This window comes from Mycolicibacterium nivoides, from assembly GCF_003855255.1.
Classification (GTDB): Bacteria; Actinomycetota; Actinomycetes; order Mycobacteriales; family Mycobacteriaceae; genus Mycobacterium; species Mycobacterium nivoides.
Genome location: NZ_CP034072.1, coordinates 2,291,079 through 2,317,416, shown reverse-complemented (window position 1 = coordinate 2,317,416; position 26,338 = coordinate 2,291,079). Strand labels below are relative to the sequence as shown.

At 65.8% G+C, this 26,338-nt stretch carries 22 protein-coding genes, 1 tRNA gene and 1 pseudogene; 14 read left to right on the top strand and 10 right to left on the bottom strand.

The features are described from left to right. Positions 1–17: 17 nt before the first annotated feature. From EH231_RS10975 to EH231_RS10950, 6 genes are all read left to right on the top strand, one after another. Positions 18–914 (top strand): mycobacterial-type methylenetetrahydrofolate reductase, encoded by an 897-nt coding sequence (locus tag EH231_RS10975; protein WP_124714248.1) that lies wholly within the window; start codon positions 18–20, stop codon positions 912–914. A gap of 11 nt (positions 915–925) precedes the next feature. Beyond that, on the top strand, positions 926–1,750 hold the full coding sequence (gene folP / locus EH231_RS10970) for a dihydropteroate synthase (protein ID WP_241177926.1): 825 nt from the start codon (positions 926–928) through the stop codon (positions 1,748–1,750). Between the two features lie 628 nt (positions 1,751–2,378). Continuing rightward, positions 2,379–2,975, top strand: a complete 597-nt coding sequence (locus EH231_RS10965) for a GNAT family N-acetyltransferase (protein ID WP_124714246.1) — start codon at positions 2,379–2,381, stop codon at positions 2,973–2,975. A gap of 107 nt (positions 2,976–3,082) precedes the next feature. Continuing rightward, on the top strand, positions 3,083–3,346 hold the full coding sequence (locus EH231_RS10960) for an acyl carrier protein (protein WP_124712407.1): 264 nt from the start codon (positions 3,083–3,085) through the stop codon (positions 3,344–3,346). Next, positions 3,343–4,908 (top strand): long-chain-fatty acid--ACP ligase MbtM, encoded by a 1,566-nt coding sequence (mbtM, locus tag EH231_RS10955; RefSeq protein WP_124712406.1) that lies wholly within the window; start codon positions 3,343–3,345, stop codon positions 4,906–4,908. The genes EH231_RS10960 and mbtM overlap by 4 nt, the downstream gene beginning before the upstream one ends. 79 nt (positions 4,909–4,987) lie before the next feature. Beyond that, positions 4,988–5,635: a dihydrofolate reductase family protein gene (locus EH231_RS10950; RefSeq protein ID WP_124712405.1), complete on the top strand. Its 648-nt coding sequence runs from the start codon at positions 4,988–4,990 to the stop codon at positions 5,633–5,635. A gap of 19 nt (positions 5,636–5,654) precedes the next feature. Here the strand turns inward: EH231_RS10950 and EH231_RS10945 are convergent, their stop codons facing one another. The 8 genes from EH231_RS10945 to EH231_RS10910 all read right to left on the bottom strand — a co-directional run bounded on the left by EH231_RS10945 (position 5,655) and on the right by EH231_RS10910 (position 15,202). Next, entirely contained in the window at positions 5,655–6,221 is a 567-nt protein-coding gene (locus tag EH231_RS10945; RefSeq protein ID WP_090431900.1) for a TetR/AcrR family transcriptional regulator, read from the bottom strand. 22 nt (positions 6,222–6,243) lie between these two features. Then, a complete protein-coding gene (locus EH231_RS10940; protein ID WP_124712404.1) occupies positions 6,244–9,120 on the bottom strand; it encodes an MMPL/RND family transporter in 2,877 nt (958 codons plus the stop codon). Next, positions 9,117–9,557 (bottom strand): MmpS family transport accessory protein, encoded by a 441-nt coding sequence (locus tag EH231_RS10935; RefSeq protein ID WP_420891959.1) that lies wholly within the window; start codon positions 9,555–9,557, stop codon positions 9,117–9,119. Before EH231_RS10935 ends, EH231_RS10940 begins: the two co-directional genes overlap by 4 nt. A gap of 157 nt (positions 9,558–9,714) precedes the next feature. Then, entirely contained in the window at positions 9,715–10,674 is a 960-nt protein-coding gene (locus EH231_RS10930; protein ID WP_206429649.1) for a D-2-hydroxyacid dehydrogenase family protein, read from the bottom strand. Positions 10,675–10,677: 3 nt separating this feature from the next. Then, complete coding sequence (locus EH231_RS10925) at positions 10,678–11,946, bottom strand: amidohydrolase family protein (RefSeq protein ID WP_124712403.1); 1,269 nt, start codon at positions 11,944–11,946, stop codon at positions 10,678–10,680. A 29-nt stretch (positions 11,947–11,975) separates the two neighbouring features. Further along, complete coding sequence (locus EH231_RS10920; protein WP_090431894.1) at positions 11,976–12,749, bottom strand: class II aldolase/adducin family protein; 774 nt, start codon at positions 12,747–12,749, stop codon at positions 11,976–11,978. Further along, entirely contained in the window at positions 12,736–14,361 is a 1,626-nt protein-coding gene (locus tag EH231_RS10915; protein ID WP_124712402.1) for a class I adenylate-forming enzyme family protein, read from the bottom strand. The genes EH231_RS10920 and EH231_RS10915 overlap by 14 nt, the downstream gene beginning before the upstream one ends. A gap of 58 nt (positions 14,362–14,419) precedes the next feature. Continuing rightward, positions 14,420–15,202, bottom strand: a complete 783-nt coding sequence (locus EH231_RS10910) for a FadR/GntR family transcriptional regulator (protein ID WP_090431889.1) — start codon at positions 15,200–15,202, stop codon at positions 14,420–14,422. A gap of 82 nt (positions 15,203–15,284) precedes the next feature. Between EH231_RS10910 and EH231_RS10905 the strand changes: the two genes are divergently transcribed. Then, a complete protein-coding gene (locus tag EH231_RS10905; protein ID WP_090431887.1) occupies positions 15,285–16,118 on the top strand; it encodes an MBL fold metallo-hydrolase in 834 nt (277 codons plus the stop codon). A gap of 12 nt (positions 16,119–16,130) precedes the next feature. Here EH231_RS10905 and EH231_RS10900 read toward each other — a convergent pair whose 3' ends face one another. Beyond that, the gene (locus tag EH231_RS10900; protein WP_090431886.1) at positions 16,131–16,619 is read right to left on the bottom strand and encodes a universal stress protein; all 489 of its coding nucleotides are present in this window, start codon (positions 16,617–16,619) and stop codon (positions 16,131–16,133) included. 143 nt (positions 16,620–16,762) lie between these two features. Between EH231_RS10900 and EH231_RS34580 the strand changes: the two genes are divergently transcribed. Continuing rightward, the gene (locus EH231_RS34580; protein WP_277425628.1) at positions 16,763–16,897 is read left to right on the top strand and encodes a hypothetical protein; all 135 of its coding nucleotides are present in this window, start codon (positions 16,763–16,765) and stop codon (positions 16,895–16,897) included. Positions 16,898–17,324: 427 nt separating this feature from the next. Here EH231_RS34580 and EH231_RS10890 read toward each other — a convergent pair. Continuing rightward, positions 17,325–17,400 (bottom strand) — tRNA-Arg (locus EH231_RS10890). A 31-nt stretch (positions 17,401–17,431) separates the two neighbouring features. On the opposite strand from EH231_RS10890, the pseudogene EH231_RS10885 reads away from it, so the two are divergent. The 6 genes and pseudogenes from EH231_RS10885 (at position 17,432) to EH231_RS10860 (ending at position 26,266) form a co-directional block, all read left to right on the top strand. After that, positions 17,432–17,958, top strand: a pseudogene (locus EH231_RS10885) (group I intron-associated PD-(D/E)XK endonuclease). Between the two features lie 108 nt (positions 17,959–18,066). Then, entirely contained in the window at positions 18,067–19,554 is a 1,488-nt protein-coding gene (locus EH231_RS10880; RefSeq protein WP_124712401.1) for a wax ester/triacylglycerol synthase family O-acyltransferase, read from the top strand. After that, positions 19,551–21,176 (top strand): HAD-IB family hydrolase/lysophospholipid acyltransferase family protein, encoded by a 1,626-nt coding sequence (locus tag EH231_RS10875; RefSeq protein WP_124712400.1) that lies wholly within the window; start codon positions 19,551–19,553, stop codon positions 21,174–21,176. The genes EH231_RS10880 and EH231_RS10875 overlap by 4 nt, the downstream gene beginning before the upstream one ends. Further along, entirely contained in the window at positions 21,173–23,548 is a 2,376-nt protein-coding gene (locus EH231_RS10870; RefSeq protein ID WP_090431879.1) for a glycerol-3-phosphate 1-O-acyltransferase, read from the top strand. The genes EH231_RS10875 and EH231_RS10870 overlap by 4 nt, the downstream gene beginning before the upstream one ends. A gap of 74 nt (positions 23,549–23,622) precedes the next feature. Beyond that, positions 23,623–25,659 carry a bifunctional copper resistance protein CopD/cytochrome c oxidase assembly protein gene (locus EH231_RS10865; protein ID WP_124712399.1) on the top strand — a complete coding sequence of 679 codons (2,037 nt, stop codon included), beginning with the start codon at positions 23,623–23,625 and terminating at the stop codon, positions 25,657–25,659. Positions 25,660–25,816: 157 nt separating this feature from the next. Continuing rightward, positions 25,817–26,266: a single-stranded DNA-binding protein gene (locus EH231_RS10860; RefSeq protein ID WP_090431875.1), complete on the top strand. Its 450-nt coding sequence runs from the start codon at positions 25,817–25,819 to the stop codon at positions 26,264–26,266. Positions 26,267–26,338 lie beyond the last annotated feature (72 nt).

The window sequence follows — 26,338 nt, the reverse complement described above, 5'->3', positions numbered from 1 at the left end:
TGCAATCGGAGGTAGCTGTGCCCTTGAATACCGTTGCGCTCGAGTTGGTGCCACCGAACCTCGACCGTGGAGCCGGCCATGCGGCGGACGAGGCGCACAAGGTGGCGCGACTGGCCACGGAGAGCGGTGTAGGGGGACAGCTCGGCCACGTCATGATCCCGGCGATGATCGCCGAGGATGGTGACCGCCCCATCGAGATGAAGCCCAAGATGGACGTCCTCGATCACTGGTCGGCCATCCAGCCCCACCTCCCGGGCGTGCGTGGGTTGTGCACACAGGTCACGTCATTCTCCGACGAGGCGGTATTGCGGGATCGGCTGAACGACTTGACTGCGGCGGGTTTCGATGGAGTCATCTTCGTCGGCGTGCCACGCACGATGAGCGACGGCGAAGGTTCCGGCGTCGCACCGACGGACGCATTGTCGAAATTCGACGGTCTCGTCGAGAACCGCGGGGTGATCCTGATCCCGACCCGGACCGCTGAGCAGGCCCGCTTCGCGTTCAAATGCGACAAGGGAGCCACGTTCGCCATGACCCAGCTCCTCTATTCGGATGCGGTGGTCGGGTTCCTGAAGCAGTTCACCCGAGAGAGCGACCACCGGCCGGAGATCTTGCTGTCGTTCGGTTTCGTTCCGAAGCTGGAGGACAGGGTCGGCCTCATCGATTGGCTGATCCAGGACCCGGGCAATCGCGCCGTTGTGCAGGAGCAGGCCTTCGTGAAAGGGCTGGCGGCGAGCGAGCCCGACGCAAAGCGGAGACAACTGATCGACCTGTACAAGCGGGTCATCGACGGGGTGGTCGATCTCGGATACCCGCTGAGTCTTCATTTTGAGGCCCCATACGGTGTTTCCCGGCCGGCGTTCGAAACGTTCGCCGAGATGTTGGCCTACTGGTCGCCCGCCCAGATGTCGTGATCGGGTCGCAGATGAACCAGCGCCGTCGCGTCACGGTATCGCCGCGTACCGGCCCGGCCCGGATGAAAGTGATGGGGGTGCTGAACGCGACTCCCGATTCTTTCTGGGTCGACAGCAGATTCGACGTCACCGCACTGGCGATCGCGGCAGGGCAAAGGATGTTCGAAGCCGGGGCGTGGGCGGTGGACGTGGGTGGAGAGTCCACTCGCCCGGGTGCGACACCGGTGTCGATCGATGAGGAACGCAACCGCGTGCTTCCAGTCGTCGCTGGGCTCGCCCACCTGGGCACGGTCTCGGTGGACACGCGCAATCGTGAGGTGGCCGAAGAAGCGGTGCGGGCCGGTGCCGGCATCATCAACGACGTCTCGGGCAAGCTCTGCGACGTTGCGGGGCGGCTCGGCGTCGGTTACGTGAGCATGCACGCGCACACGGTTCCCGTCCTCGCCGAAGGCTTCCCGGAGTACGAGGATGTGGTCAGCGAGGTGACGGGCTTTGTCACCGGTGTCGCGCAGACGGCTGCCGCAGGCGGTGCCGCTCCGGTGTGGATCGATCCGGGCATCGGATTCGGCAAATCCCCTCGACATAACCTGGAGTTGCTGCGCCGGCTTCCTGAGCTCTGCGATCACGGTTTTCTGGTGTTGGTCGGGGTGAGCCGAAAATCGTTCGTCGGCAACGTCACCGGACGCGCAGTGGACGGCCGCCTGGCGGGATCGCTGGCCGTTGTCGCGCCCGCATGGTCGGCGGGCGTCGATGTCATCCGAGTTCATGATGTCGTCGAGACAATGGACACCATCGCAATGCTGCAGGCGATCTGGGGATCGCCGCCGGTACCGTGACGCCGGATAGATCCTGGATGGCGACTGAGAGCCGATTCGGGCGAACGCGAGCCGCGAAGTGTGGGATAGCCCACACCTGGTGTGGGTGCGCCGATGCGGAATTGGCTGAGACGCGCCCCCGACGGAGAAAACCGACCACAACCACCCCACTCGTTTGGCGGGGGCGTTCGCGGAGATATACCGATTGCATCGCATCGGGCTCGCCCGCGAGTCGAAGTGTGGCCGTCGTGGACTGACGCTTGCAGCACCCCTGAGGGTGCGAAAAGAGCTGTTGTACTGCGTTTTTGAAACCACACCGAATATTGACGGATATTTTTGGTTTCATCAGCGCTCGGACTGTGTGCGGAAAGGGACTTCCCACCACTGGACGAGATTTGGTTAGTGTCACCCTCGCTGATCTGAGGAGGCTGCGGTCTGGGCGTGGCGCACACACATGGGTGGCGTCCTCTGACCTGCGCCGAACATAGGGGGATGGGCATTTGACGTGCGATGAAGTGCTGCAGCACAGCGTAATTGGTGATGCGCGTGCTCGAACGCAGCGCGGCGCGTGACCGACGTGTCATCGCGGACAGGAGGCGCTATGGCCGAATCCCTGGTGCGCCACGATGGCGACTCACCGGACTATCCGGTGCTTCCACGGGAACTCACAGACGTTTCCGACGCTGTACGGCAAGCCCCGGGGCCACCAGTTCCACAACTGTTGCGGCCGAGCAAGGTTCGGGTGGCCACCGATGACGACGCCACGCTGATCGCCGAGTGGATGAATCGGCCGCACCTGGCCGAGACCTGGGAATATGATTGGCCGGTCGAGCGCTGGCGCAATCATCTGAAAGCGCAGGTCGAGGGCGACTATTCACTACCACTCGTCCTGAGCATCGGCGGGGTGGACCGCGGCTACCTCGAAATCTACCGTGCCGCCAAAGATTCCATCGCCGATCGGTACGACAGTGAGCCGCACGATCTGGGGCTGCACGGCGCGATTGCCGACGAGGAATTGGTCAACAGGGGACTCGGACCGATGCTGCTGCCCAAAATCGTCGCAAGCGTCCTGGCCGCCGATCCCGACTGTCAGCGGATCATGTTCGACCCGGATCACCGCAACGCAACGGTGCGGGGGTTGTGCGAATTCGCCGGGTGCCGGTTCCTCGGCGAGCATGAGATGCCCAACCGCAGGATGGCGCTCTACCAACTCGACCGGGACACCGCCCGGAAATGGATGGCTTGAGGCCAGATTGTTCAATCCGGCTGCTCGACAGCCGGTTCCAAATCAATTGATCCGTACCGGAAACGAAAGGTGAGGCTTGGTCTCATCGACCAGCCGGATACTCACATATGACCGATACCAATTCACCGACATCGCCCGCTGTTACCGACGGGCTGGTCTCCATCCTGCGTGACGATCTCGAACTGCCATGTCAGTCACTCAGTGCCAGTACGCGCCTCGTCGACGACCTCGGGATGGACTCGGTGTCGTTCGCCGTGGGCCTGGTGAGCATCGAGGAGAAGTTCGGTGTGCAACTCAGCGAGGAAGACCTCATCACCTGCCGGACCGTCGGCGATCTGCAGTCGGTGATCGACCGCAGGAGCGCAGCGTGAACCCGCTCGCAGGAGCCCTGCGCGAGGCAATGGTCGGCTCACCGCACGACCTGGTGGTCCTGGATCGCGAGACCGATACCTGGCAGCGGCGTCCGTGGCCCGAGGTGCACGGAATCGCCGAGAGCATTGCGGCCTATCTGCTGGGCCGGGACCAGCCTGGTGCGGTGGGACTGGTCGGCGAACCGACAGTGGAATTGATTGCCGCCATTCAGGGTTCGTGGCTGGCAGGTTCGGGGGTGTCCATCCTTCCGCGTCCCCAACGCGGCGCCGAACCATCGGAGTGGGCGCAGGCGACGTTGGCCCGGTTCCGCAGTATCGGCGTGACCACGGTGTTCAGCTACGGCGCCACCCTGCAACTGCTTCAGGACGCAGGGTCCCCGCTGGCGGTGTGCGACATCGCCGATGCCGCCCGCACGCCGACATCGACGCATCTGCGGTATCCCGACAGTGCCGACGTGGCCATCCTGCAGGGGACCGCCGGATCCACCGGAACTCCACGCACTGCAGTGCTGGCACCGGAGGCCGTGCTCAACAACATCCTGTCCGTCAGCCAGCGATTATCGCTGGGCCACAACGACGTCGGGTGTTCCTGGTTGCCGATCTACCACGACATGGGCCTGGCGATGGTGCTGACATCGACAATGTCCGGCGGGTCACTGTGGCTGGCCCCGACGGGCGCGTTCTCGGCCGCGCCGCTCCGGTGGGCCGAATGGCTGTCCGAATCACGCGCCACCCTGACTGCGGGTCCGAACTTCGGTTACTCAGTGCTCGGCCGATTCGCCAACCGCGTCTCCGACGTCGATCTCGGCGCACTGCGGATAGCGATCAACGGTGGTGAACCCGTCGACTGTGCGGGAGTCGATCGATTTGCCATCGGCATGAGCCGGTTCGGCTTCGACGCGGGCGCCATGGCGCCCTCATACGGAATGGCCGAGTCGACCTGCGCGGTGACCATCCCCGCGCCCGGGGAAGGCCTGCGCATCGACATTCCGGACGCTGCGGACACCGCCCGGCGCTACGCACTGCTGGGTCGTCCGGTGCCGGGCATGGAGATTCGTATCGTCCCGTCTGCACACGACGAGACCGGTGAATCCGGGGAAGTCGAAATCCGCGGTTCGTCGATGATGACGTCCTACCTGGGGGATACACCTGCCGACGCGGGCAGCAACGGCCAATGGTTCCCGACCGGCGACATCGGCTACCTCGTCGACGGTGCGCTGGTGATCTGTGGCCGCCTGAAAGAGATCATCACGATCGCTGGGCGCAACATTTTCCCGACCGAGATCGAGCAGGTCGTCGGCGAGGTGGACGGCGTCCGTGAAGGAGCGGTGGTCGCGGTCGGCACCGAATCCGGCGCCGCGCAATCGCGGCTTCTGGTGGCAGCGGAGTTCATCGGGACCGAGCAGGACACCACCCGCAGCGCGGTGATCCGGCGGGTCGTGTCGGTGTGCGGCGTCACGCCTGCCGACGTCGTGCTGATGTCGCCGGGATCGTTGCCACGCACGTCGTCAGGAAAACTCCGGCGCCTCGAGGTCCGTCGCCAACTGGAGGCGGCGCGGTAGCCGCCTGGTCCGCGCGATGAGTTTTACCCTCGTCCCGAGTCCAATCAGCATCCACTGCTGACCGAACGGGAGAGACCACGTGACCCAACTGCTCAAAGTCCAGAATTTCAACGTCTCCAGCGACGGATTCGGCGCCGGCGACGATCAGAGCTTTGAGCGCCCGTTCGGTCATGCCGACCCGGGCAAGATGTTCGCCTGGGCCGGCGCGACGGCAAGCTGGCCCAACCGGACGGAGCCTGGCGGCAGTCGGGGCCTCGACGATTACCTCACCCGGGACTTCGCCAACAACATCGGCGCCGAGATCATGGGCCGCAACAAGTTCAGTCCCTACCGTGGCCCATGGCAGGACCACGATTGGCAGGGCTGGTGGGGTGACGTGCCGCCGTTCCATACCCCGGTGTTCGTCCTGACCCACCACGAGCGGCCGTCGTTCAGCCTGTCCGACACCACGTTCCACTTCGTCAACGCCGATCCGGCGACCGTGCTGGAGCAGGCCCGGGCCGCCGCGCAGGACAAGGATGTTCGGCTGGGCGGGGGAGCGAGCACCATCCGGGAGTTCCTCGACGCCGACCTGGTCGACACCTTGCATGTGGCGGTGTCGCCCGCCGAGTTGGGCAGCGGGTCGCGTCTGTGGGAGTCACCCGATGAGTTGAACGACCGGTTCCACCACGACGTCGTGCCCAGCCCCGGAGGCGCGGTCACCCATCACCTGTTCTGGCGGAGGTGACTGTCCGGCAGGTACCGCGTCAATCGCGGCAACGCACCCCGCGCTCGAAGGTGCGGATGACGGCGGGCGCGGCCGCGTGCTGCGGCATCAGGCCGTCCTTGGAGTCCTGGCACGCCCACATCACCAGACCGTAGAGCGCGTGTTCGAGCCATTGTGTGCTCGATTCCGGATCGAACACGCCTTCGGCCTGGCCGCGTTCGATCAGGGTGGTGAGATAGCTGTTGTCGGGCACCACCTCGGGTGGCAGGCCACGAAGAACGTTGGGGTCGTCGAAAAGGAACAGCAGCCGGTTACCGACCGAGATCATCGCGTTGATGACGCGCCGCATCGCCTCGATCGCGCAGCCGTCCTCAGGTGCGGCAGCGGCCACGGCGTTGGTCACCACCTGCACCGAGTCGAGAATTGTCGCGTTGATCAGGCTTTCCCGGTCGGGAAAATAACGGTGCACCGTGGTGCGGCCGACCCCGGCCGCCTTGGCGATATCGGGCAACGTCGCGGTCCGGTCGTCAGCTAGGACGACGGCGGCGGCCTCGATGATCGCACCACGGGTGCGCGACTGGGTGGCCGAGAGCTCGCCTGTGCTCATGCGTCGATGGTATCGACGCGGGTCACGACATTCTCGCCACCGGTATCGGTGCGGTCCGATCGGAGAGGAAACGCGCCGGACGCTGACGCACCGGCAGCGGCCACCAGAACCAGCGGCCGAGGATCGCGGCAATCGTCGGTGTCATCAGCGAGCGAACGACGAGGGTGTCGAACAGCAGGCCCAGGCCGATGGTGGTCCCGCCCTGTCCGATCGCGATCAGATCACTGGTGGCCATCGAGGCCATCGTGAACGCGAACACCAGGCCGGCCGCGGTGACCACGCCGCCGGTGGCGCCCATGGCCCGGATGATGCCGGTGTTGATACCCGCGCTGATCTCCTCCTTCATCCGCGAGACCACCAGCAGGTTGTAGTCCGATCCGACCGCTAGCAGGATGATCACCGAGAACGCCAAGGTCATCCAGTGCAGGTCGATCCCGAGTAGGTACTGCCACACCAGGACCGACAGGCCGAACGATGCGGCCAGGGACACGATCACGGTGCCGACGATGACGAACGACGCGATCAGCGCGCGGGTGATCAACAGCATCACGATGAAGATCAACGTGATCGCGCCGCAGGCCGAGATCAGCAGATCCCACTGGGCGCCGACCTGGATGTCCTTGTAGGTCGCCGCGGTGCCGCCGAGGTAGATCTTGGCGTCGGCCAGCGGCGTCGTCTTGATCGCCTCCCTGGCCGTCTTCAGGATCGGCTCGACATGCGAAATGCCTTCTGAGGTGGCCGGATCGACGTCGTGGGTGATGATGAACTGTGCAGCCTGGCCATCTGGCGAAACCATCAGAGCCAGACCGCGTTTGAAGTCCGGGTTGTCGAAGGCCTCGGGCGGCAGGTAGAAGGAGTCGTCGTTGCGGGCGTCGTCGAACGCCTGGCCCATCACCGACGCGGTGTCGGTCATCTTGCCGATCTGGTCGATCAGCCCGTTGAACGTGCTGAACATTGTTTTCATCGTGCCCTGCATGGACTTCGAGATGGCGATCATCGGTGGCAGTTGCGCCACCAACTGCGGCATCAGCTGATCCATCTCGTTCATGTTCTTCACCGATTCCGAGAGGGTTTCGGTCATGGTGTCGATGCCGTCGAGCCCGTCGAACAACGAACGCATGGAATGACACATCGGGATGTCATAGCAGTGCGGTTCCCAGTACAGATAGTTCCGCATCGGCCGCATGAAATCGTCGAAATCAGCCATGTGATCCCGCATTTCGTTGGTGCTGACCTGCATGTCGTTCATGCTGGCCGTGAGTTCATGGGTGATGTCGGTCATCCGGTTCATCAGGCCCAGCATGTTCTCCATGATCACGATCATCCGGCCGAGATCGTCGGTGAGCGTGTTCATGTCGCCCATGCGTTCACGCAGGAACTGCAGGTTCTCGGTCATGGACACCGATTGCATACTCACTTGGAACGGCACGGAGCTGTGCGCGATGGGGCGGCCCAGCGGCCGGGTGATGCTCTGTACGCGTGCGACGCCGGGGACGCGGATCAGCTCCCTGGCGATCTTGTCCAGCACGATCATGTCGGCGGGGTTGCGCAGATCCCGGCCCGCATCGACCAGCAGCAGATCGGGGTTCATCCGCGCCGCGGTGAAATGTCTTTCGGCGGCGGCGTATCCGACGTTGGACGGCAGATCCTTGGGGATGTAGAGGCGCTCGTTGTAGGAGGTCTTATAACCGGGCAGGGCCAGCAGTCCGACGAGTGCCACCGCGATGGCCGCGGCCAGGATCGGAACGGGCCAGCGCACCACCGAGGTGCCGAGCCTGCGCCAACCGCGCGACCGGATCTCACGTTTGGCGTCGAGCAGACCGAATCGACTGCCGACCACCAGCATCGCCGGTGCGAGTGTGAGTGAGGCCAGCACCACCACTGACATGCCGATGGAACTGGGGATACCCATCGAACTGAAGTAGTTCAACCGGGTGAAATGCAGGCACAGCATGGCGCCGGCAACGGTGAGACCCGAGCCGAGGATGACGTGCCCGACACCGTGAAACGCGGTGTAGTAGGCGTCTTCTCGTTCCTCGCCCTTCTGTCTCGCCTCCTGATATCGGCCGACGAGGAAGATCGCGTAGTCGGTTCCGGCCGCGATGGCCAACGACGTCAGCAGGCTCACCGAGAACGTCGACAGGCCGAGCAGGCCGGCGTGGCCGATGGCCGCCACGACACCGCGCGCGGCCGACATCTCCAGCAGCACCACGATGAGCATCAGCAGCATCGTGGCGATCGACCGATACACGACGATCAGCATCACCGCGATCACGGCGATCGTGACGAAGGTGATCTTGACCATGCTCTTGTCGCCGGCTTCGTTCATGTCCGTGGTGAGCGGACCTTGGCCGGTGACATAGGCTTTCACGCCTGCGGGCGGATTGGATTCGTCGATGATCTTGCGGACGGAGGCGACCGATTCGTTGGCCAGTGTCTCGCCCTGGTTGCCTGCGAGGTTCACCTGGACGTAGGCGGCCTTGCCGTCCGTGCTCTGGGATCCGGCCGCGGTGATCAGGTCGCCCCAGTAATTCTGCACGTGCTGAACGTGTTTCGTGTCGGCCTGCAGTGTGCGGACCAACTCGTCATAGTAGTGATGAGCCTCGGTGCCGAGCGGCCGCTCGCCCTCCAGTACAACCATCGCGATCGTGTCGGAGTCGAATTGATCGAAGCGATCGCCGATCTTCTTCATCGCCACCAGGGCCGGTGCGTCCTGGGGCGACAGGGACACAGCGTGCTCGTGGCCGACGACCTCGAGTTGGGGGACCAGGGCGTTGAGGACGACGACGAGTACGACCCACGCCAGGATGATCGGGATCGCGGCGACGCGGATGACGCGGGCGATGCCCTTGTGCGAGGGGTTGTCCGAGTGTGCGGGGGCGGCGCTGTGGTTGCTCATGCTGCCTTGTCCAAGCAGAAGGCCTGCGCGTCGTGCTGGTTCACGGTCTGCTCGTCGCGGACTTCGCCGTTGACGACGATCCGGCAGCTGATCACTTCGCTATCTCCTTGGGCAACCACATTGGCGAACACCGTGGGCAGGGTGGTGACAACCTCGTGCCGCCACGGCAGCGAGGTGAAATTCTCGGTGTGGGGCTGGGCGTCGGCGTCCAGGTAGCTGACATGGCCGCTCGTGCCGCTGGGACCCTCGATCTCGTAGACGACGCGCTTCGGGTTGAACTCCACGATGTCGTCACCGGCGGACTGTCCCGGTTCGGTGTTGATGTGGGTACCGAAGATTCCGTGCATGCGGTTCATCGCGAATCCGCTGATCGCAAGCGCGGCCACGAGCACCAATGGGATCCAGAAGCGGCTCGCAAGCCGAAACACCGCAGCCACGGTAAATCCACCTCTCCGGTACGGCGCACGCCGACGGAACCCTCCGACCGCGCTTTTAACCGGCTGAACGTAACAGTCCCTTAGTGGATCGACAACGTTCCATTCAGGAATGTTGATCTTCCTCACAGTTACCTTTTGAGGGGAATTTTTCAGCCCTCTAGCCGGGGAGCAAACGCACCGGGGAACCCGCGCAATAAGCCGCTATGTCCTCGACAATGTCCCGGTAGAAGGTCTTCATCACGCCCTCGGTGACGTAGCCGAGGTGCGGGGTCAGCAAAGTGTTGGACAGAGTGGTCAAGGGGTGCTGCGCGGGCAGGGGCTCCTGCTGGTAGACATCGAGGGCCGCACCGCGGATCTGGCTGCCGCGCAGTGCGTCGACCAACGCGGGCTCGTCGATCAGACCGCCGCGCGAGGTGTTCACCAGGATCGCCGACGGCCTCATCGCGCCCAGTTCGGCGGTGCCGATCAGGCCGCGGGTCGTCTCTGCGAGCACCATGTGCAGCGACACTACGTCGGCGTCGGCGAACAGCGCCTCCCGCTCCACCCGGACCACGCCGGCTGTGGCCGCACGCTCGTCGGTGAGGTTGGGGCTCCACGCGATGACGTTCATGCCGAATGCCGTCCCGATCGCGGCGACGCGACTGCCGATCCGGCCCACTCCGACCAGCCCCAGGGTCGCCCCGTGCAGGTCGCCGCCGATCGTGCTCTGCCACAGCCCGTCGCGGATGCGCTGATCCTCGACGACCAGATGTCGCTGCAGTCCCAGGATCAGTGCCCAGGTGTGTTCGACCGTCGGGGTGATCGCCCCGCCGGTGCCCGACACGGTGATACCGAGTCGGTGCGCGGCGGCCACGTCGATGGCGGCGTTGAACGGTCCGGTGGTCACGAGAAGCTTCAGGTCGGGTAACTGGGCGAGCAGCGTCGCGTCGATCGGGGTGCGTTCCCGCATCGCGACGACGACCTCGTGGCCGGCCAGAGTCTCGACCAGGGCCGGGCCGGGTGCGATGTGTTCCCGCAGTGACGTGATTTCGGGGGCGCGGGGTATGGGCGTCCAGTCGACGGTGTCGGCGATCCCCTGGTAGTCGTCGAGAACGGCGATGCGCAGCGGTCGGGTCATGGATCAGTAGGCGTTCGGATCGCTCTGCACCGCCGGTGGCACCGGATGCTGGTAGAGCCGGGATGCGTTCTCCCAGGTGATCTTCCGGATCACCTCGGCGGGCAGGCCCTGGATCTGTTCGTGGATGGTGGCCTGGGTGTGCGGCCAGGTGGAGTCGCAATGCGGGTAGTCGGCTTCGAGCAGAATGTTGCCGGTGCCGATCCGTTCGTGCTGCACGAACGATGACTGGTCTTCGACCGCGCAGAACCAGAAGTTCCTGGTGAACACCTCGGCAGGGGAGAGGCTCTCGCCCAGCGCCTTCCAGGTTCCGTACATCTGGTGGTAGCTGAGCATGTGGTCGAGCCGGTCGAGCAGGCCTGCCACCCAACCGATTCCACCTTCGGACAGGCAGATCTTGAGGTCCGGGTAGCGGCTGGGCAGACCTGAGTAGAGCCAGTCGACCGCGGCGGTGATGGCGTAGGCGAAGAACAACACACCCTGAACATCCGGCGGAGCATCGTCGGTGGTGGATGGTGCCGAGCCCGAGGACCCGATGTGCAGATTGACAACGGTGCCCGTCTCGGCACATGCCGCCATCATCGGCTCCCAGTAGCCGGAGTGGATGGTCGGCAGCCCGAGCATGGCGGGATTCTCGCTGAATGTCACGGCGTGGAAACCGCGTTCGGCGTTCTCGTAGATCATCTGGGCGCCGACTTCAGGGTCGAGTAGCCACGGCAGCTGGCACGGGATGATCCGGTCGGGATAGGACCCGGCCCACGCTTCGAGGTGCCAGTCGTTCCAGGCCCGCACCGCGGCCATCGCCAGATCCCGGTCTTTGGTCACCTGCTGCAGTCGCTGGCCGGCGAACCCGGGGAGGAACGACGGGAAGTTGAGCGACGCGTAGACGCCGTTGAGATCCATGTCTTTGACGCGTTCGTGAATGTCCCAGGCGCCGCGGCGCATTTCGTCGAACCGCGCCGGCTCGAAACCGTATTCGGAGACCGGCCGGCCGACCACGGCGTTGAAGCCGACATTGGGTAAGGACTGCCCGTCGTACATCCAGGTCTGCCCGCCGTTCTCGGTGTCGACGACCTTCGGGGCACGGTCGGCGAACTTGCGTGGCACCCGGCCGGTGAATGTGTCGGGCGGCTCGACGATGTGATCGTCGACCGAGATCACGGTGTACAGACGTTCGGCCCGTTGCGGTTCGGGAAGAAATGTGACCGTGCGTTCGGCACCTTGCTGCGCGGTGGTGAAGTTGAGATTGCCGGCGAGCTCGTCGATGGACTTCATGGGGCGTGGTCTCCTTCAGGGTCCGGGAACTAGCTGAGCACGTCGGGGTCGGCCTTGATGGTCATGCGGGCCGCGCCGGCCCAGTAGACGTCGGCGGCCCGCTCGATGAGCGAGGCCTTCATGCCGTACATGTCTGAGCGGTTCATCGCCGTCGACTCCCGGCCGGTGAGCATCACCTGGTAGGCCAGTTTGCACACCCGGTCGATCGACGCGGCCCGGTACACGGCCTCGGCCACGGTGCCTCCGGTGGTGATGACGCCGTGGTTGGCCAGGATGGTGAGATTGGCGGTGCCGATCCGTTCGGCGAGCTCGCGCGCCCTCGGTGCCGAATCGACCTCGCCGTCATAGGTTTCGACGAAGCACATGTCGTCGAGGAACAGCGATCCGGTCTGGTGCACCAGGTCCGGCAGCTTCCCCAACGCGGCGATGAGGCTCACGTAGTAGGGGTGGTTGTGGATGACGACGCGGGCATCATCGCGCATTCGGTGCAGTTCGGTGTGGATGTGGATGGCCGGGGTGACATCCCAGCGGCCGCGCACCACGGCGGCGTTCTCGTCGACCACGCAGATGTCGGATGCGGTGAGCTCCTGCCACCACAGTCCCCACGGATTGACCAGCATCTCGGTGCGGCCCTCAGGCTGCCAGGTGATGTGGCCGGCCATGTTCTCGGCGAATCCGATGGCGGCCAGGTGCCGGAACGCTACGGCGAGCGCCTGTTCTTCGGACAGGTCGACGCCGATCGGAGGGGTGACCGATGGCGACCAAACTTTCAACCCGCCCTGGCGCATCTCACCGACGTTCATAGTCGTCTCCCAACCGCGTCCGGATATCTTCGCGTAGTTGCCCTTTGGCGATCTTCCCGCCTGACGACCGGGGCAACTCGTCGAGCACGATGAGCCGCTCGGGGAGCAGTTCCTTCGACATGCCCTGGGCCAGGAGGTGTTCGACGAGCCCAGGGAGATCGATGACGTGGTTGTTGGCAGGTGCTACGGGTTCTATGTAGATGCAGACCTTCTCGCCGAAGACAGGGTCGGGCATCGCCACCGCAGCAGCCACGGCCACGGCCGGATGCGTCGTCACCGCATCCTCGACCTCGCCGGCACTGATGTTCTTGCCGCCGCGCACGATGAAGTCCGAGGTGCGACCGGTGACCGAAAGGTAGCCGTCGGAGTCGACCTCGCAGACGTCGCCCATCCTCATCCAGCCGTCCGGGGTGTACAGCTTGTCGTGGTCGACGCCGCCGAGATAGCCCAGGCTGGTGGCCGGTCCGCGGCAGGCCGGTTGCCCACGGCCCGTCGAGGTCACGTCGTCATCGCCGTCGAACAGGCGCACCGCCATCTCCGGCACCAGCCTTCCGGCGGTGCGCAGCCTGCGCTCCCGGGAATCGTGCAGCGTCGTCCCGCTCAGCAGGCCGGTTTCGTTGGAGCCGTAGAACTGCAGGATGGTGGCGCGGGTGAGTTCCTCGAAGTCGGCGGCGCGCTGATAGGGCAGCGCCTCACCCCCGGTGAAGACCACGCGCAACGAGCTCAGGTCGTTCTCGCGCGATGCCCGGTCGGCCATGATCATCATCAATTGGGTACTGACACAGCACAACACGCTGACGCGGTGATGGGCGATCGCCTCGCACGCGGCCGCCGCGTCGAATCGCTCGAGCAGGACCGTGGTGACGCCGAGGTAGATCGGGGTGGTGTGGGCGGTCCAGATGCCGAACCCGAACGGGGCCGGGATGACGGGCAGGAAGACGTCGTCGGCGCTCAGTGCGCCGTTGGCGACCGCCTGCTGATGGAAGTAGTGCCACCGGTTCTGGGTGTGTACAACACATTTGGGTAGGCCGGTGGTCCCCGAGGTCGAGTTGATCAGGAACACGTCGTCGGGGCCGACCGCCGCGGCGTCGTCGGGCGCACACGGGGGAGTGTGGGTGTCGATGGACAGGCCATCGCGCTCGGAGCGTAGGACCACGGCGGCGAGGTCGAGTTGCGGAGCGAGGCCGGCGACGGTGGCCTGCGCCGAGGCCTGCCGCGCCGCGTCGCTGATCAGCAGGCGCGGCTCGGTGGTGCGCAAGATCTGGGTGGCCTCGCGCGTCCCGGCGCGGGCGCCGATCCCGACAACGACGCCGCCGCATCGTTCGATCGCCACGAACAGCACATGAATGGCGGCGGTGTCGCCGTGCCACACGGCGACCCGGTCACCCGGGTGAACCCCGGCGCCCGCCAGCTGGGCCGCGAGTGACGTTGCGGCCTCGTCGAATTCACGCCAGGTATAGGTGGCGGCAGGGTGGTCCACATAGGCCGGCTTGTCGGGGTGGGCCAGTGCGTGACCGCGCACGGTCTGCGAGATCGTGCGGTCCGACCACCACCCGGCCGACCGATAGTGGGCCGCGTCTACTACGTCAACGGCGACGTCGCCGACCTTCATCACCAAATCATATGAAAATAAGAACTTGTGTCAACGGTCACATCGTTGTCGGCTGTGATCACGGTCGTCGGGGACTGGACTGCGCCCATGTGCGCACCATCGTCGGATCGACGACCCCGTCGACTCCCGGGTACTGCTGGGCGTTGATCAGATGAGCCGCGGCCAGATCGCGGGCTCGCTGTGCGTCACCCATGTCGATCGCGTCGATCACCTGCCGGTGGTCTTCCAGTACCGCTCGGCGCTCCTCGACGGGCACGGTCGAGTGGTCCGTCACCTGCGCCGACCAGTTTTGCTCATGAGCTGACCACAGCGCCTCCAGCGCGCCCGCCAGGATGATCATCGTCTCGTTTCCGCAATGGCGCACCAGCGCTTCGTGATACCGGCGGCTCGCCGAGGTGGCCTGCAGCAGATCGGCAACCGATCTGACCGATTCTTCGTGCAATTCGCGGAGAATAGGTACAACGGTGCGCTTCCGGTCCGGGCGCTGGGCGCAGAGCGCGGCACATGCCGGCTCGACCTGCAGCAGGGCCGTGCCCACGTCGGCGAGGCCGACCTGCCCGGCGCCGAGCACCAACCCCATTGTGTATGCGAGGTTTGCTGCGTCTGGTCGGTGGACCACCGCGCCGCCGAGCTTGCCGCGCCGTACCGTCAACAGCCCCTCGGCCTCGAGGATGCGCATCGCCTCGCGCAGGGACGGCTTGCTGATCGGATACTCGACGAGAAGTTCGTCTTCCTTGGGCAGGATCGTGCCGTCGGGCAGTTCCCCGGTGAGGATCCGGCGCCGCAACTGGTCGGCGACCTGTTCGGCAAGTCGCTGGAACCGGACGTTTGGCTGCGCCACGTATCGAGTGTGCCAGATGGTGTGCCGTTGATGGGGCCACGCGGAGCCTTGTATCCAAATGATTTGTCTCATACGGTGAGCCATGCAGAAGTGGACGATCGGCGCGTTGACGGTTCACTCCGTGCTGGAGACGGTGGTGCCGACCCGGCCTGACCGGCTGTTTCGCGGGCTTCCGTCCGAGCTCCCGAGCTGGCTTCAGCCGCATTATGTCGATGACGCGGGCAACCTGCTGGTGGCGATCCAGTCGTTCGTCATCGAATCCGGTGACGAGCTCGTGGTGGTGGACTGCTGTTTCGGGGAGGGCCACGAACTGCCGTATCAGATCCCCATGGATCCCGACCAGTACGGGCAGTCGTTGGCCGCGGCCGGATTCACCCCCGGCGATGTGACCACCGTCGTCTGCACTCACCTTCACCTCGACCATGCCGGGCGCAATACCTCCCAGCGTGACGGTGCCTGGGTCCCCACCTATCCCAACGCGACATACCTGCTCACCGCCGACGAGTACACGTCATGGCTCCAGTCCTCGGCGCCGAACCGCGCCGCCTCCGAGACCGTCGAACCGCTTGTCGCGCACGATGTCCTGCGTCTGACCGACTCGGACCACGCGATCACCGACGAGATCCGGCTGTTGGCCACCCCTGGTCACACCGCGGGGCATGCCGCGGTTCGGATCGAATCCGATGGGGAGGTGGCGATCATCGGCGGTGACGTCATCCACCATCCGATCCAGATCACCCACCCCGAGGTGCAGGCCCTTCCCGATGACGATCCGGCAGCTGCCGCGGTGACCCGCGCCCGTCTGCTGCAGGGCATCGTCGATGAGCAGGCACTGTTGTTCGGAACGCATTTCGCGGCCCCGACCGCGGGCACCGTCGTCGCCGACGACGACAGGCTGATCTGGGTGTCGGCCTAGACCGCGAGCGTCTCAGACCGCGGTGTGGACGATGAGGATGTCGATCTTGACCCGGCGGGCGATGGTGGCGGGCACCGAGCCCAACAGGCGGCCGGCGACGGAGTCCAGGCCGATGTCGCCGACGACGATCAGATCCGCATCGACCTCTTTGGCGAGTTTCACCAGGGCGTCGACCGGGGCACCTTCGACCGCCCGCTCGACGATGTCCGAGGCGCCGGCGGCCTTGGCCCGGTCGCGCGCCACCTGGAGGATCTCGTAGACCGGGGCGGCGCCGTGCATCCGGTAGCCCTCGCTCTTGAGGCTGTCCTCCGCACGGGTATCGACCACATGATCGGGCGACGGCGGTCGCGACCAGCCGCCCTTTTCGGCCACGGGTTGATGAGCACTCGCGACGATGAGCTTCGCGTTCTCCTGCGCGGCGACCATGGCGGCGCGGTCGACCGCACGTAACGACGAGTCGGACCCGTCGGTCCCGACCACAATCGTCCGATACGTGCTCATGTCAGCTCCGAACTGTCGGCTTACCAGGACAAACAGGACATTAACGCACGCCAATCGTCCGCCGATGGAATTTCTGCCCCGCGCCGTGTCAAGGATCAACCGACACAGGTGTCAACAATCAGCCGACGTCATACAGATGGAGAGTGGTTCTCGGGCATATGCGCCGAGTAAACGGTCAGGTCACGCTTCCGGTCTCCGCCGGACTGCTGGCCGACACCGGCGCAAACTTCGCGGCGCTGACGAGCTACCGCGACGGGGGACGCAGCGCCGTTCGTTGAGCGCTTCCCGGAAGCTACCGTTCTGGCTATCGCCAACGGGCGACAAATAGTCACCGATCTGCGCGATATCCGGGAAAGTGGAACGACGTAATCGCCGCACGGCCCGATTCCGCGGTGTGGAAGGTCGCCGATTTGCTGACCCGCCGCCCTGTGAGCGCTGTGCTCTTGGCGCAAGAGCTCCAATGGACCGCACAACCGAGTGGGGCGGTCATCTGAAGTTCTTGCTGCGCTTGACGCTTTCGCCGAACGGGAACGCCGGCGAGGCTAACGTCGAAACGAGCCTGCTGGCTAGCGCGTTAATCAGACGAGCGACGTGAGATTCAGGCTCACCCTCGTATTGAGCGAGCAGTCGACCGACATGGAGTTGTCGGATGTGCGGGGTACGGTGCGCTCAAGAACGAGAAGCACACGTCAAACGAACGAGACATGGCACCCCCGACAGGATTCGAACCTGCAACCGACCGGGTAGAAACCGGATGCGCTATCCGTTGCGCCACGGGGGCAAGTCGGACCACCACAATTTACACCGCGTCGGTGTCGTTGCCGAAACGGATATGCAGCACGTGGGCTGCTCGAACCGCGACCGATGAAACGAGCGGGTCAGTGGGTCGACATCACACCAAAGACAAAGGCGACCTCGGCGTCGCCAAAGCGCATGCCGACCTGGTAGGCAAGGGTTTTTACGTGCTGTTCCCCGCGACCGAGCATGCGCCGTTCGACCTTGTGGCGTACGCGGCAGGCACCTTTCACCGCATTCAGGTGAAGTACACCGGTCGGCACGAGCGGGAGCGGTCAAACTCAACCTCCGGTCCACCTGGGCCGATCGCCACGGCGCGCACAGCACGCCCATCGACAAGGACGCGATCGACGTCATCTTCATCTACTGTCCGGACACCGACGAGTGCTACTACATCCGGCCCACCGATCACGGCGTCTCCGTCAATCTCCGGATCACGCCGACTAAGAACGGTCAGCAGAAACGGATTTTGGCGGCCGCCTCGTTTCGCGACCTACCGGACAAACACCTCCCGCCGATCGGCGAAACTCGTACCTCGGCGTGAAGGGCGGTGACGCGCGACGGACGACCGGCAAAGCCCTCCCGCGGAGCCGGAGGCGGACTAGCGTGGACGCTGCACTTGGTGGCCAGGGGAGGGGAGAGGGACCACGCTATGAGCGACGTGCCGGAGGTGGACGCGGCCGGACTGCCCGAGAAACTGGGTGCAGTGGACCAGCTGCTGCATCGCGGCGAGGCGAATCCCCGGACGCGATCGGGCATCGTCGGCCTCGAAATCCTCGACACCACCCCAGATTGGGAGCGGTTCCGCACCCGGTTCGACAACGCGTCCCGCAATGTCCTACGGCTGCGGCAGAAGGTCGTCATGCCGACGCTGCCGACGGCGTCGCCCCGGTGGGTGGTCGATCCTGACTTCAACCTCGACTTCCATGTCCGGCGCATGAGAGTGCCTTCCCCGGGCACACTCCGGGACTTGTTCGACCTGGCCGAGATCGCGCTGCAGACACCGATGGACATCACGCGCCCGCTGTGGAGTGCGACGCTGGTCGAAGGGCTCGAAGGCGGGCGCGCAGCCACGATCCTGCACCTCAGTCATGCGGTGACCGACGGGGTGGGCGCCATCGAGATGTTCGCCAACATCTACGACTTGGAACGCGACCCCGAGCCTCGGCAGATGGCGCCGTTGCCCATTCCTCAGGACCTGTCGCCCAACGATCTCATGCGGGAAGGGCTCGGGCGGCTTCCCGGCAAGATCGCCGGTGGTGTGCTCGGCCTGATCGGCGGGGCCGCGCGCGCCGCCAACCGGACGGTGCGGGACCCGGTATCGGCGGTCAGCGGAGTCGTCGAGTACGCGATGTCGGGAGCCCGGGTGAATCGGCCTGCGGCCGAACGGTCGCCGCTGCTGCGTCGGCGCAGCTTGTCCTCGCGGACCGAGGCGATCGACATCCCATTCGGTGACCTGCGGAGTGCCGCCAAGGCCGCCGGTGGTTCGATCAACGACGCCTACCTGGCTGGCCTGTGCGGCGCGCTGCGGCTCTACCACGAGGCGATGGGAGTCCCGATCGAGGACTTGCCGATGGCGGTGCCGGTCAACCTGCGTTCCGAGGATGACCCGGCCGGTGGCAACCGATTCGCGGGAGTCAATCTGGCCGCCCCGGTCGGCATCGCCGATCCGGAGCTACGGATCAGAGCCGTTCGGGCCCAGATGACCACCAAGCGTGAAGAACGTGCGATCGACATCGTGGGCGCCATCGCTCCGGTTCTGAGTCTGCTACCGGACAACATCCTGGAGTCGGTCGCCGGCTCGGTGGTGAACTCCGACGTGCAGGCCAGCAACGTCGCGATGTATGCCGGCGACACGTTCATCGCCGGAGCGAAGATCTTGCGGCACTACGGAATTGGCCCGCTGCCCGGTGTCGCGATCATGGCGGTGCTGATCTCGCGATCGGGGTACTTCACCGTGACCACGCGCTACGACCGCGCGGCGATCACCGACGAGGCCCTGTTCGCGCAGTGCCTGCTCGACGGCTTCAACGAGGTGCTCGCGCTCGGGGGCGACGGGCGCGCCGAACCGGTCACCTTCGCGGCCACGGTGCCACCAGAGGCTGAAAACGCGTCGTCGAACGGGAGCGCCGCACAGTGACGTCACCAGGGCAGACAGGCAAATCCAAGCAGAGGCTGCCGGGGTCGCTGGCTGAGATCGAGGCGAGTCCGGAAGGCCCGGAGATCGGGGCCTTCTTCGACCTCGACGGGACACTGGTAGCCGGGTTCACGGGCGTGCTGATGACGCAGGATCGATTGCGTCGCGGTCAGATGAGCATCGGCGAGTTCATCGGGATGGTGCAGGCGGGGCTCAATCACCAGCTGGGGCGCTCAGAGTTCGAGGACCTGATCGGCAAGGGCGCCCGGATGCTGAACGGCAACTCGCTCAGCGACCTCGACGAGCTGGGCGAGCGGCTGTTCGTCCAGCACGTGAAGGGCCGCATGTATCCGGAGATGCGCGCGATGGTGCGCGCCCACATGGCCCGTGGCCACACCGTGGTGCTGAGTTCTTCTGCGCTGACGGTTCAGGTGGAGCCGGTGGCGCGCTTTCTCGGCATCGACAACGTGCTCTGCAACAAGTTCGAGACCGACGAGGACGGCCTGATCACCGGGGAGGTGATGAGGCCGGTCATCTGGGGTCCCGGCAAAGCCCGTGCGGTGCAGAACTTCTCGGCGGCCAACGGGGTGGACCTGACCAAGAGTTACTTCTACGCCGATGGTGACGAGGACGTCGCCCTGATGTACCTGGTGGGCAATCCGCGGCCGACCAATCCGGCAGGCAAGCTGGCCGCCGTGGCCGCCAAACGTGGCTGGCCCGTCCTGAAGTTCAGCAGCCGCAGTGGCAGCAGCCCCGTCGCGCAACTACGCACGCTCGCCAGTCTGGCCACCATTCCGACCGTCGCCGCCGGCGCGATCGGACTCGGGCTGCTCACCCGCAACAAGCGCACCGGGGTCAACTTCTTCACGTCGAACTGGAGCAAGCTGCTGATGCTCACCACGGGCATCGAGCTCAACATCCTCGGCGAGGAGAACCTGACCGCGCAGCGCCCCGCGGTGTTCATCTTCAATCACCGCAACCAGGCCGACCCGATGATCGCGGGCCGGCTGGTCGGGGTGGACTTCACCGGCGTCGGGAAAAAGGAGCTCGAGAAGAACCCGCTGATGGGACCACTGGGCAAGGTGATGGACGCGGCGTTCATCGATCGCGACGATCCGGAGAAGGCCGTCGAAAGCCTGCACAGGATCGAAGAGCTTGCCCGCAAAGGCTTGTCGATCCTGATTGCCCCCGAGGGCACCCGGCTCGACACCACTGAGGTCGGCCCGTTCAAAAAGGGCCCGTTCCGCATCGCCATGGCTGCGGGTATTCCGATCGTCCCGATCGTGATCCGCAACGCCGAGGTGATCGCTGCCCGCGATTCCAGCACGTTCAACCCCGGCAAGGTGGATGTCGCGGTGTACCCGCCGATATCGGTTGAGGACTGGACCGTCGACAACCTGTCCGACCGCATCGCCGAGGTCCGTCAGATCTACCTCGACACACTGAAATCCTGGCCGGAGGACGAATTGCCGGTGTTCGACGTCTACGCCCGCGCCACCCCGGCCAAGAAGGCCGCACCGCGCCGGGCCGCCAAGAAGGCACCGGCGAAGAAGGCGCCCGCGAAAAAGGCTGCGCCCAAACCGGATACCTCGTCGTCGCGATCGACCTCCAAGGGTCGACCGTGACCGCGGGGCTCGACGATTTCCCCAGCTTCAGCACCACCGACGATGCACTGGTGCTGGCATCGGTGTCGTCGCCGGCCGAACTGGAACTGCTCAACGACTGGCTCAAGACGCAGCGGCGCGAACACCCCGACTCGACCGTCGAGGTCCTGCAGCTGCCGGCCACCGACGAGCCCGCGCCCGGGGTGGTGGCCCGGCTGGTCGAGGAGTTGGAATCGGACGAGGACCGGCTGGTGGTCCCGGTCCGGGTGTTCTGGGTGCCCGCCGGGTTGCCCACCCGGTTGAAAGTGGTCGGGTTGATCTCGGGCCGCGACACCTACCGGCCGCCGGAAATCCTGCAGCGGCGCATCCTGCGCAAGAACCCGACGCGGGCCCGGGTCGTCGCCGGTGAGCCGGCCAAGGTATCGGAGCTGCGTAAGCAGTGGAGCGAGACCACGGTCGCGGAAAACCCAAGGGAATTCGCACGATTCGTCCTTCGGCGGGCGGCGCTGGCGATCGAGCGGGTGGAGCTTCGCCTGCTCGGCCCCGAGTACAAGTCGCCGCGGCTGGTCAAGCCGGAGATGCTCGACTCCGCACGTTTCCGTCAAGGCCTGGAACAGATTCCCGGCGCGACGGTGGAGAAGGCCGGGGAGATGCTCGACGAGCTCTCCACCGGGTGGAGCCGGTTCTCGGTGGACCTGATCCCAACTTTGGGCCGGGCCATCTTCAGCCGCGGATTCGATCCGCGCATCGACTACGACCGCTCCGAGATCGAGTCGATGCGCCATGCCCTGGAACAACATCCGGCGGTGCTGCTGTTCTCCCACCGTTCGTATCTCGACGGGGTGATCGTCCCGGTGGCCATGCAGGAGAACCGGCTGCCGCCGGTGTACACATTCGCCGGGATCAACCTGTCGTTCGGCCTGATGGGTCCGCTGTTCCGGCATTCCGGCGTCATCTTCCTGCGGCGCAAACTCGATGACCCGCTGTACAAGTACGTGCTGCGCCAGTACGTCGGCTACATCGTGGAGAAGCGGTTCAACCTGAACTGGTCCATCGAGGGCACCCGGTCACGGACCGGAAAGATGTTGCCGCCCAAGCTCGGTCTGCTCGCCTATGTCGCCAATGCCTACCTCGACGGCCGCAGTGAGGACATCCTGCTGCAGCCGGTGTCGATCAGTTTCGACCAGCTGCACGAGACCGCCGAGTACGCCGCGTACGCCCGCGGCGGCGAGAAGACGCCCGAGGGCCTGAGCTGGCTGTACAACTTCATCAAGGCGCAGGGCGAACGCAACTACGGCAAGATCTATGTCCGCTTCCCCGAAGCGGTTTCGATGCGTGAGCACCTCGGTGAGCCGGGCGGCGACATGGCCCACGACGAGGCGGCCAAACGCCTGGCGATGCAGAAGATGGCGTTCGAGGTGGCCTGGCGGATTCTGCGGGTCACCCCGGTCAGCGCGACCAACCTGGTCTCGGCGCTGCTGCTGGGCGCCCGAGGGGTCGCCCTGACCCTCGATCAGCTGCACCACACGCTGCAGGACTCACTGGATTACCTGGAACGCAAGAACACCCCGATGACCAACAGTGCACTGCGGCTGCGGACTGCAGAGGGAGTGCGCTCGGCCGTCGACGCTCTCTCCGGCGGTCACCCGGTGACGTTGGTCGACAGTGGGCGCGAACCGGTGTGGCGGATTGCCCCCGAGGATGAACTGGAAGCGGCGTTCTACCGCAATTCGCTGATCCACGCCTTCCAGGAGACCTCGATCGTCGAGTTGGCCCTGGCCTATGCCGCCCGTGTCGCCGAAGACCCGTTGCAGTCGTTCTGGGACCAGGTGATGCGGCTGCGTGACCTGCTCAAGTTCGATTTCTATTTCGCCGATTCGGCGGCCTTCCGCGACAACGTCGCCGAAGAGATGTCGTGGTACGACCGCACGCCGGAAGGTCAGGCGGCAGGCGGCTGGGAAGCGAAGGTCTCGGCGGGAGGCGACGAGATCTATCAGATGTTGCGCGGCAAGCGACCGTTGTTGGTGGGCGCGATGCTGCGGCCGTTCTTCGAGGCGTACGCGATCGTCGCCGATGTGCTGCGCGATGCACCGGCGGAGATCGGGGAGCGGGACCTGACCAAACGGGCGCTCGGTGTGGGGCGCCAGTACGTCGCGCAGGGCCGCGTGGGCAGCAACGAGTCGGTTTCGGCGTTGCTGTTCGCCACCGCGCGTCAGGTGGCGGCCGATCAGAACCTGCTGGTGAGCGACCCGAGTCTGCAGGAGCGCCGCAACGCCTTCCGCGACGAACTGCGCGGGATCGTCGCCGACATGGACAAGGTCGACGAGATCGCGCGTGAGCAGTTCTACGTCCGGGAGCAGCAGCGTCGCGCCCAGAGATTCCTACAGGGCTAGGCGACGGCCGGGCTGCCCACCCGGATTTGTCCGGCGCCCGGGGTGTGGTGGAGCCCACGCCATACCCTTGCACCATGACTTCTGCCGGCCAGGTGGCCGCATCCAGCGTGCGCAACAGCGTGGTGTGGCCTGTGCTGGTCGGCGTGGGTCTGTTGGCCGGGGCAGTGGCCGCAGGCATCGGCGCGCTGTCGCTGGCCGACGCCTTGACTGCCACCGGCCTGCCTGATCCCGGCCCGGTCACCACCTACGGACTGCCGTTCGTGCGGGCTGCCGGCGAGATCGCCGCCGTCATCGCGGTGGGGTCTTTCCTGTTCGCGGCGTTCCTGGCAGCACCCCAGACCAACGGCGTGCTCGATGTCGCCGGCTACCGGGCGCTGCGGCTCGGCTCGGCGGCCTCAGGCGTGTGGACGGTGTGCGCAGCGCTGCTGGTTCCGCTGACGGTCTCCGACGTGTCCGGGCAGCCGTTGCTCGACCATCTCGCACCGGTCGACGTGTGGTCGGCCGCCGGCCTGGTCGATGTCGCCGTCGCCTGGCGGTGGACGGCGATCCTGGCGGCCGCTGTCACCATCGCCAGCCTCCCGGTGCTGCGGTGGGGGTGGACGCCGGTGCTGCTGGCCGGGTCACTGGTGACGTTGATGCCGCTGGTTCTGACCGGGCACTCGTCGGCAGGCGGAGCCCACGATCTGGCCACCAACAGCCTGTTCGTCCACCTGGTGGCCGCCGCGCTGTGGGCCGGCGGTCTGCTGGCGTTGTTGGCCCACGCGATCCGGGCCGCTGCCGGGTCCGGCGGTGACGGCCCGGCCACCGCGCTGGCGGCACGCCGCTTCTCGGCGCTGGCCCTGTGGTGCTTCATCGCGATGGCCATCAGCGGTGTGCTCAACGCGCTGGTGCGGATCCAACCCGCCGATCTGGTGCGCACCAGCTACGGGTGGTTGCTGGTGGCCAAGCTCGTGGCCCTCAGCCTGCTCGGCGTGCTGGGCTGGCGACAGCGTCGGGTCAGCCTGACCGCTCTGGCCGCCGACGCCGGTGCGCGCAGACCGTTGATCCGGTTGGCGCTGACGGAGGCCGCGTTGTTCGGCGCCACGTTCGGCATCGCCGTCGGGCTGGGACGCACCCCGCCGCCGCCCGAGCCGAGGATCCCCAGCGCCACCGAGGTCGCGATCGGGTACGACTTCGCTGGGCCGCCGACGGTCGTTCGGGTGTTGTTCGACTGGCGATTCGACCTGTTGTTCGGGACCGCGGCCATCGTCGGTGCGGTGGTGTACCTGGCCGGTGTGTACCGGCTGCGCCGCCGCGGCGACGCCTGGCCGGTGGGCCGCACGTTCGCCTGGCTGCTCGGCTGTGCCGTCCTGCTGTTCACCACCTCATCGGGGCTCGGTCGCTACATGCCGGCGATGTTCAGCATGCACATGATCGCCCACATGCTGCTGTCCATGCTGGTTCCGGTGCTGCTGGTGCTTGGCGCCCCGGTGACCCTGGCGCTGCGGGCGCTGCCGACCGCGGGTCGCGGCTCGCCACCCGGCCCCAGAGAATGGCTGCTGGCGGCGTTGCACTCCAGGGTGTCGCAATTCCTGACCCATCCCATCGTCGCGACCGTGCTGTTCGTGGCCGGGTTCTACGGCCTGTACTTCGGCGGCATCTTCGACGCCGCGGTCAGCAACCACGCCGCGCACATCCTGATGAACGTGCACTTCCTGCTCTCGGGCTACCTGTTCTATTGGGTGGTCATCGGCGTGGACCCGACCCCGAGGCCCGTCCCGCACCTGGTCAAGATCGGGATGGTGTTCGCCTCGCTGCCGCTGCACGCGTTCTTCGGTGTGGTGTTGATGGGCATGAAGAACGTGCTCGGCGAGAGCTTCTACCGGTCACTGCTACTGCCGTGGCACACCGACCTGCTCGGAGACCAGCACCTCGGCGGCGCCATCGCCTGGGCGGCCGGGGAAGTCCCGCTGGTCATCGTGATGCTGGCACTGCTCATCCAGTGGCGGCGCAGCGATCAGCGCACCGCCAAGCGGCTGGACCGGGCCGCCGACCGCGATGACGACGCCGATCTGGCGGCCTATAACGCCATGCTCGCCGAGATGGCGCGGCGCGACCGTCCTTCCGGCTGACTCCGGAGTTATCCCCAGCCTGCGTTTCATCCCCAGCCGACGGGTTCGTCGGCTGCGTCGGGCGTCCTGATGTCGGGGCGTCGACCGTCAATTGACGGGTAAGGCGGTCGACGCTTCACCTCCGGCCGCCGCATCGATGAAGCGAAAGGAACCAGAAATGTTCGAGACCCCGTTCACGATCGTGGGCAACATCATCACCGACCCCGTCCGGCGGCGATTCGGCGATCAGGAGCTGTACAAGTTCCGGGTGGCCAGCAATTCGCGGCGCCGCACGCCCGACGGCAACTGGGAGCACGGGAACTCGCTCTACGTCACGGTCAACTGCTGGGGAAATCTCGCCACCGGCACCAGCGCCTCTCTGATGAAGGGGGACGCCGTGATCGTGGTCGGGCATGTCCACACCGATGAGTACGAAGACAAGGAGGGTGTGCGCCGGTCCTCGGTGGAGGTGCGGGCGACCGCGGTCGGGCCCGATCTGTCCCGGTGCACAGCCAAGGTCGCGCCGTTGCCGAAGCCGTCGGCCGGCCCGGTACTCGAGCCCGAACCCGTCGCCGGCGACGCGCCCGAAGCCGAGCCCGACGAGGGCGACCTGCCACTGTCGGCCTAGCCACATTCGGCCACGCCTAGGATGGGCGCGAGTGAGTTGGGCTTGACGCAACCCTTCGCGCAAGCGCCCATC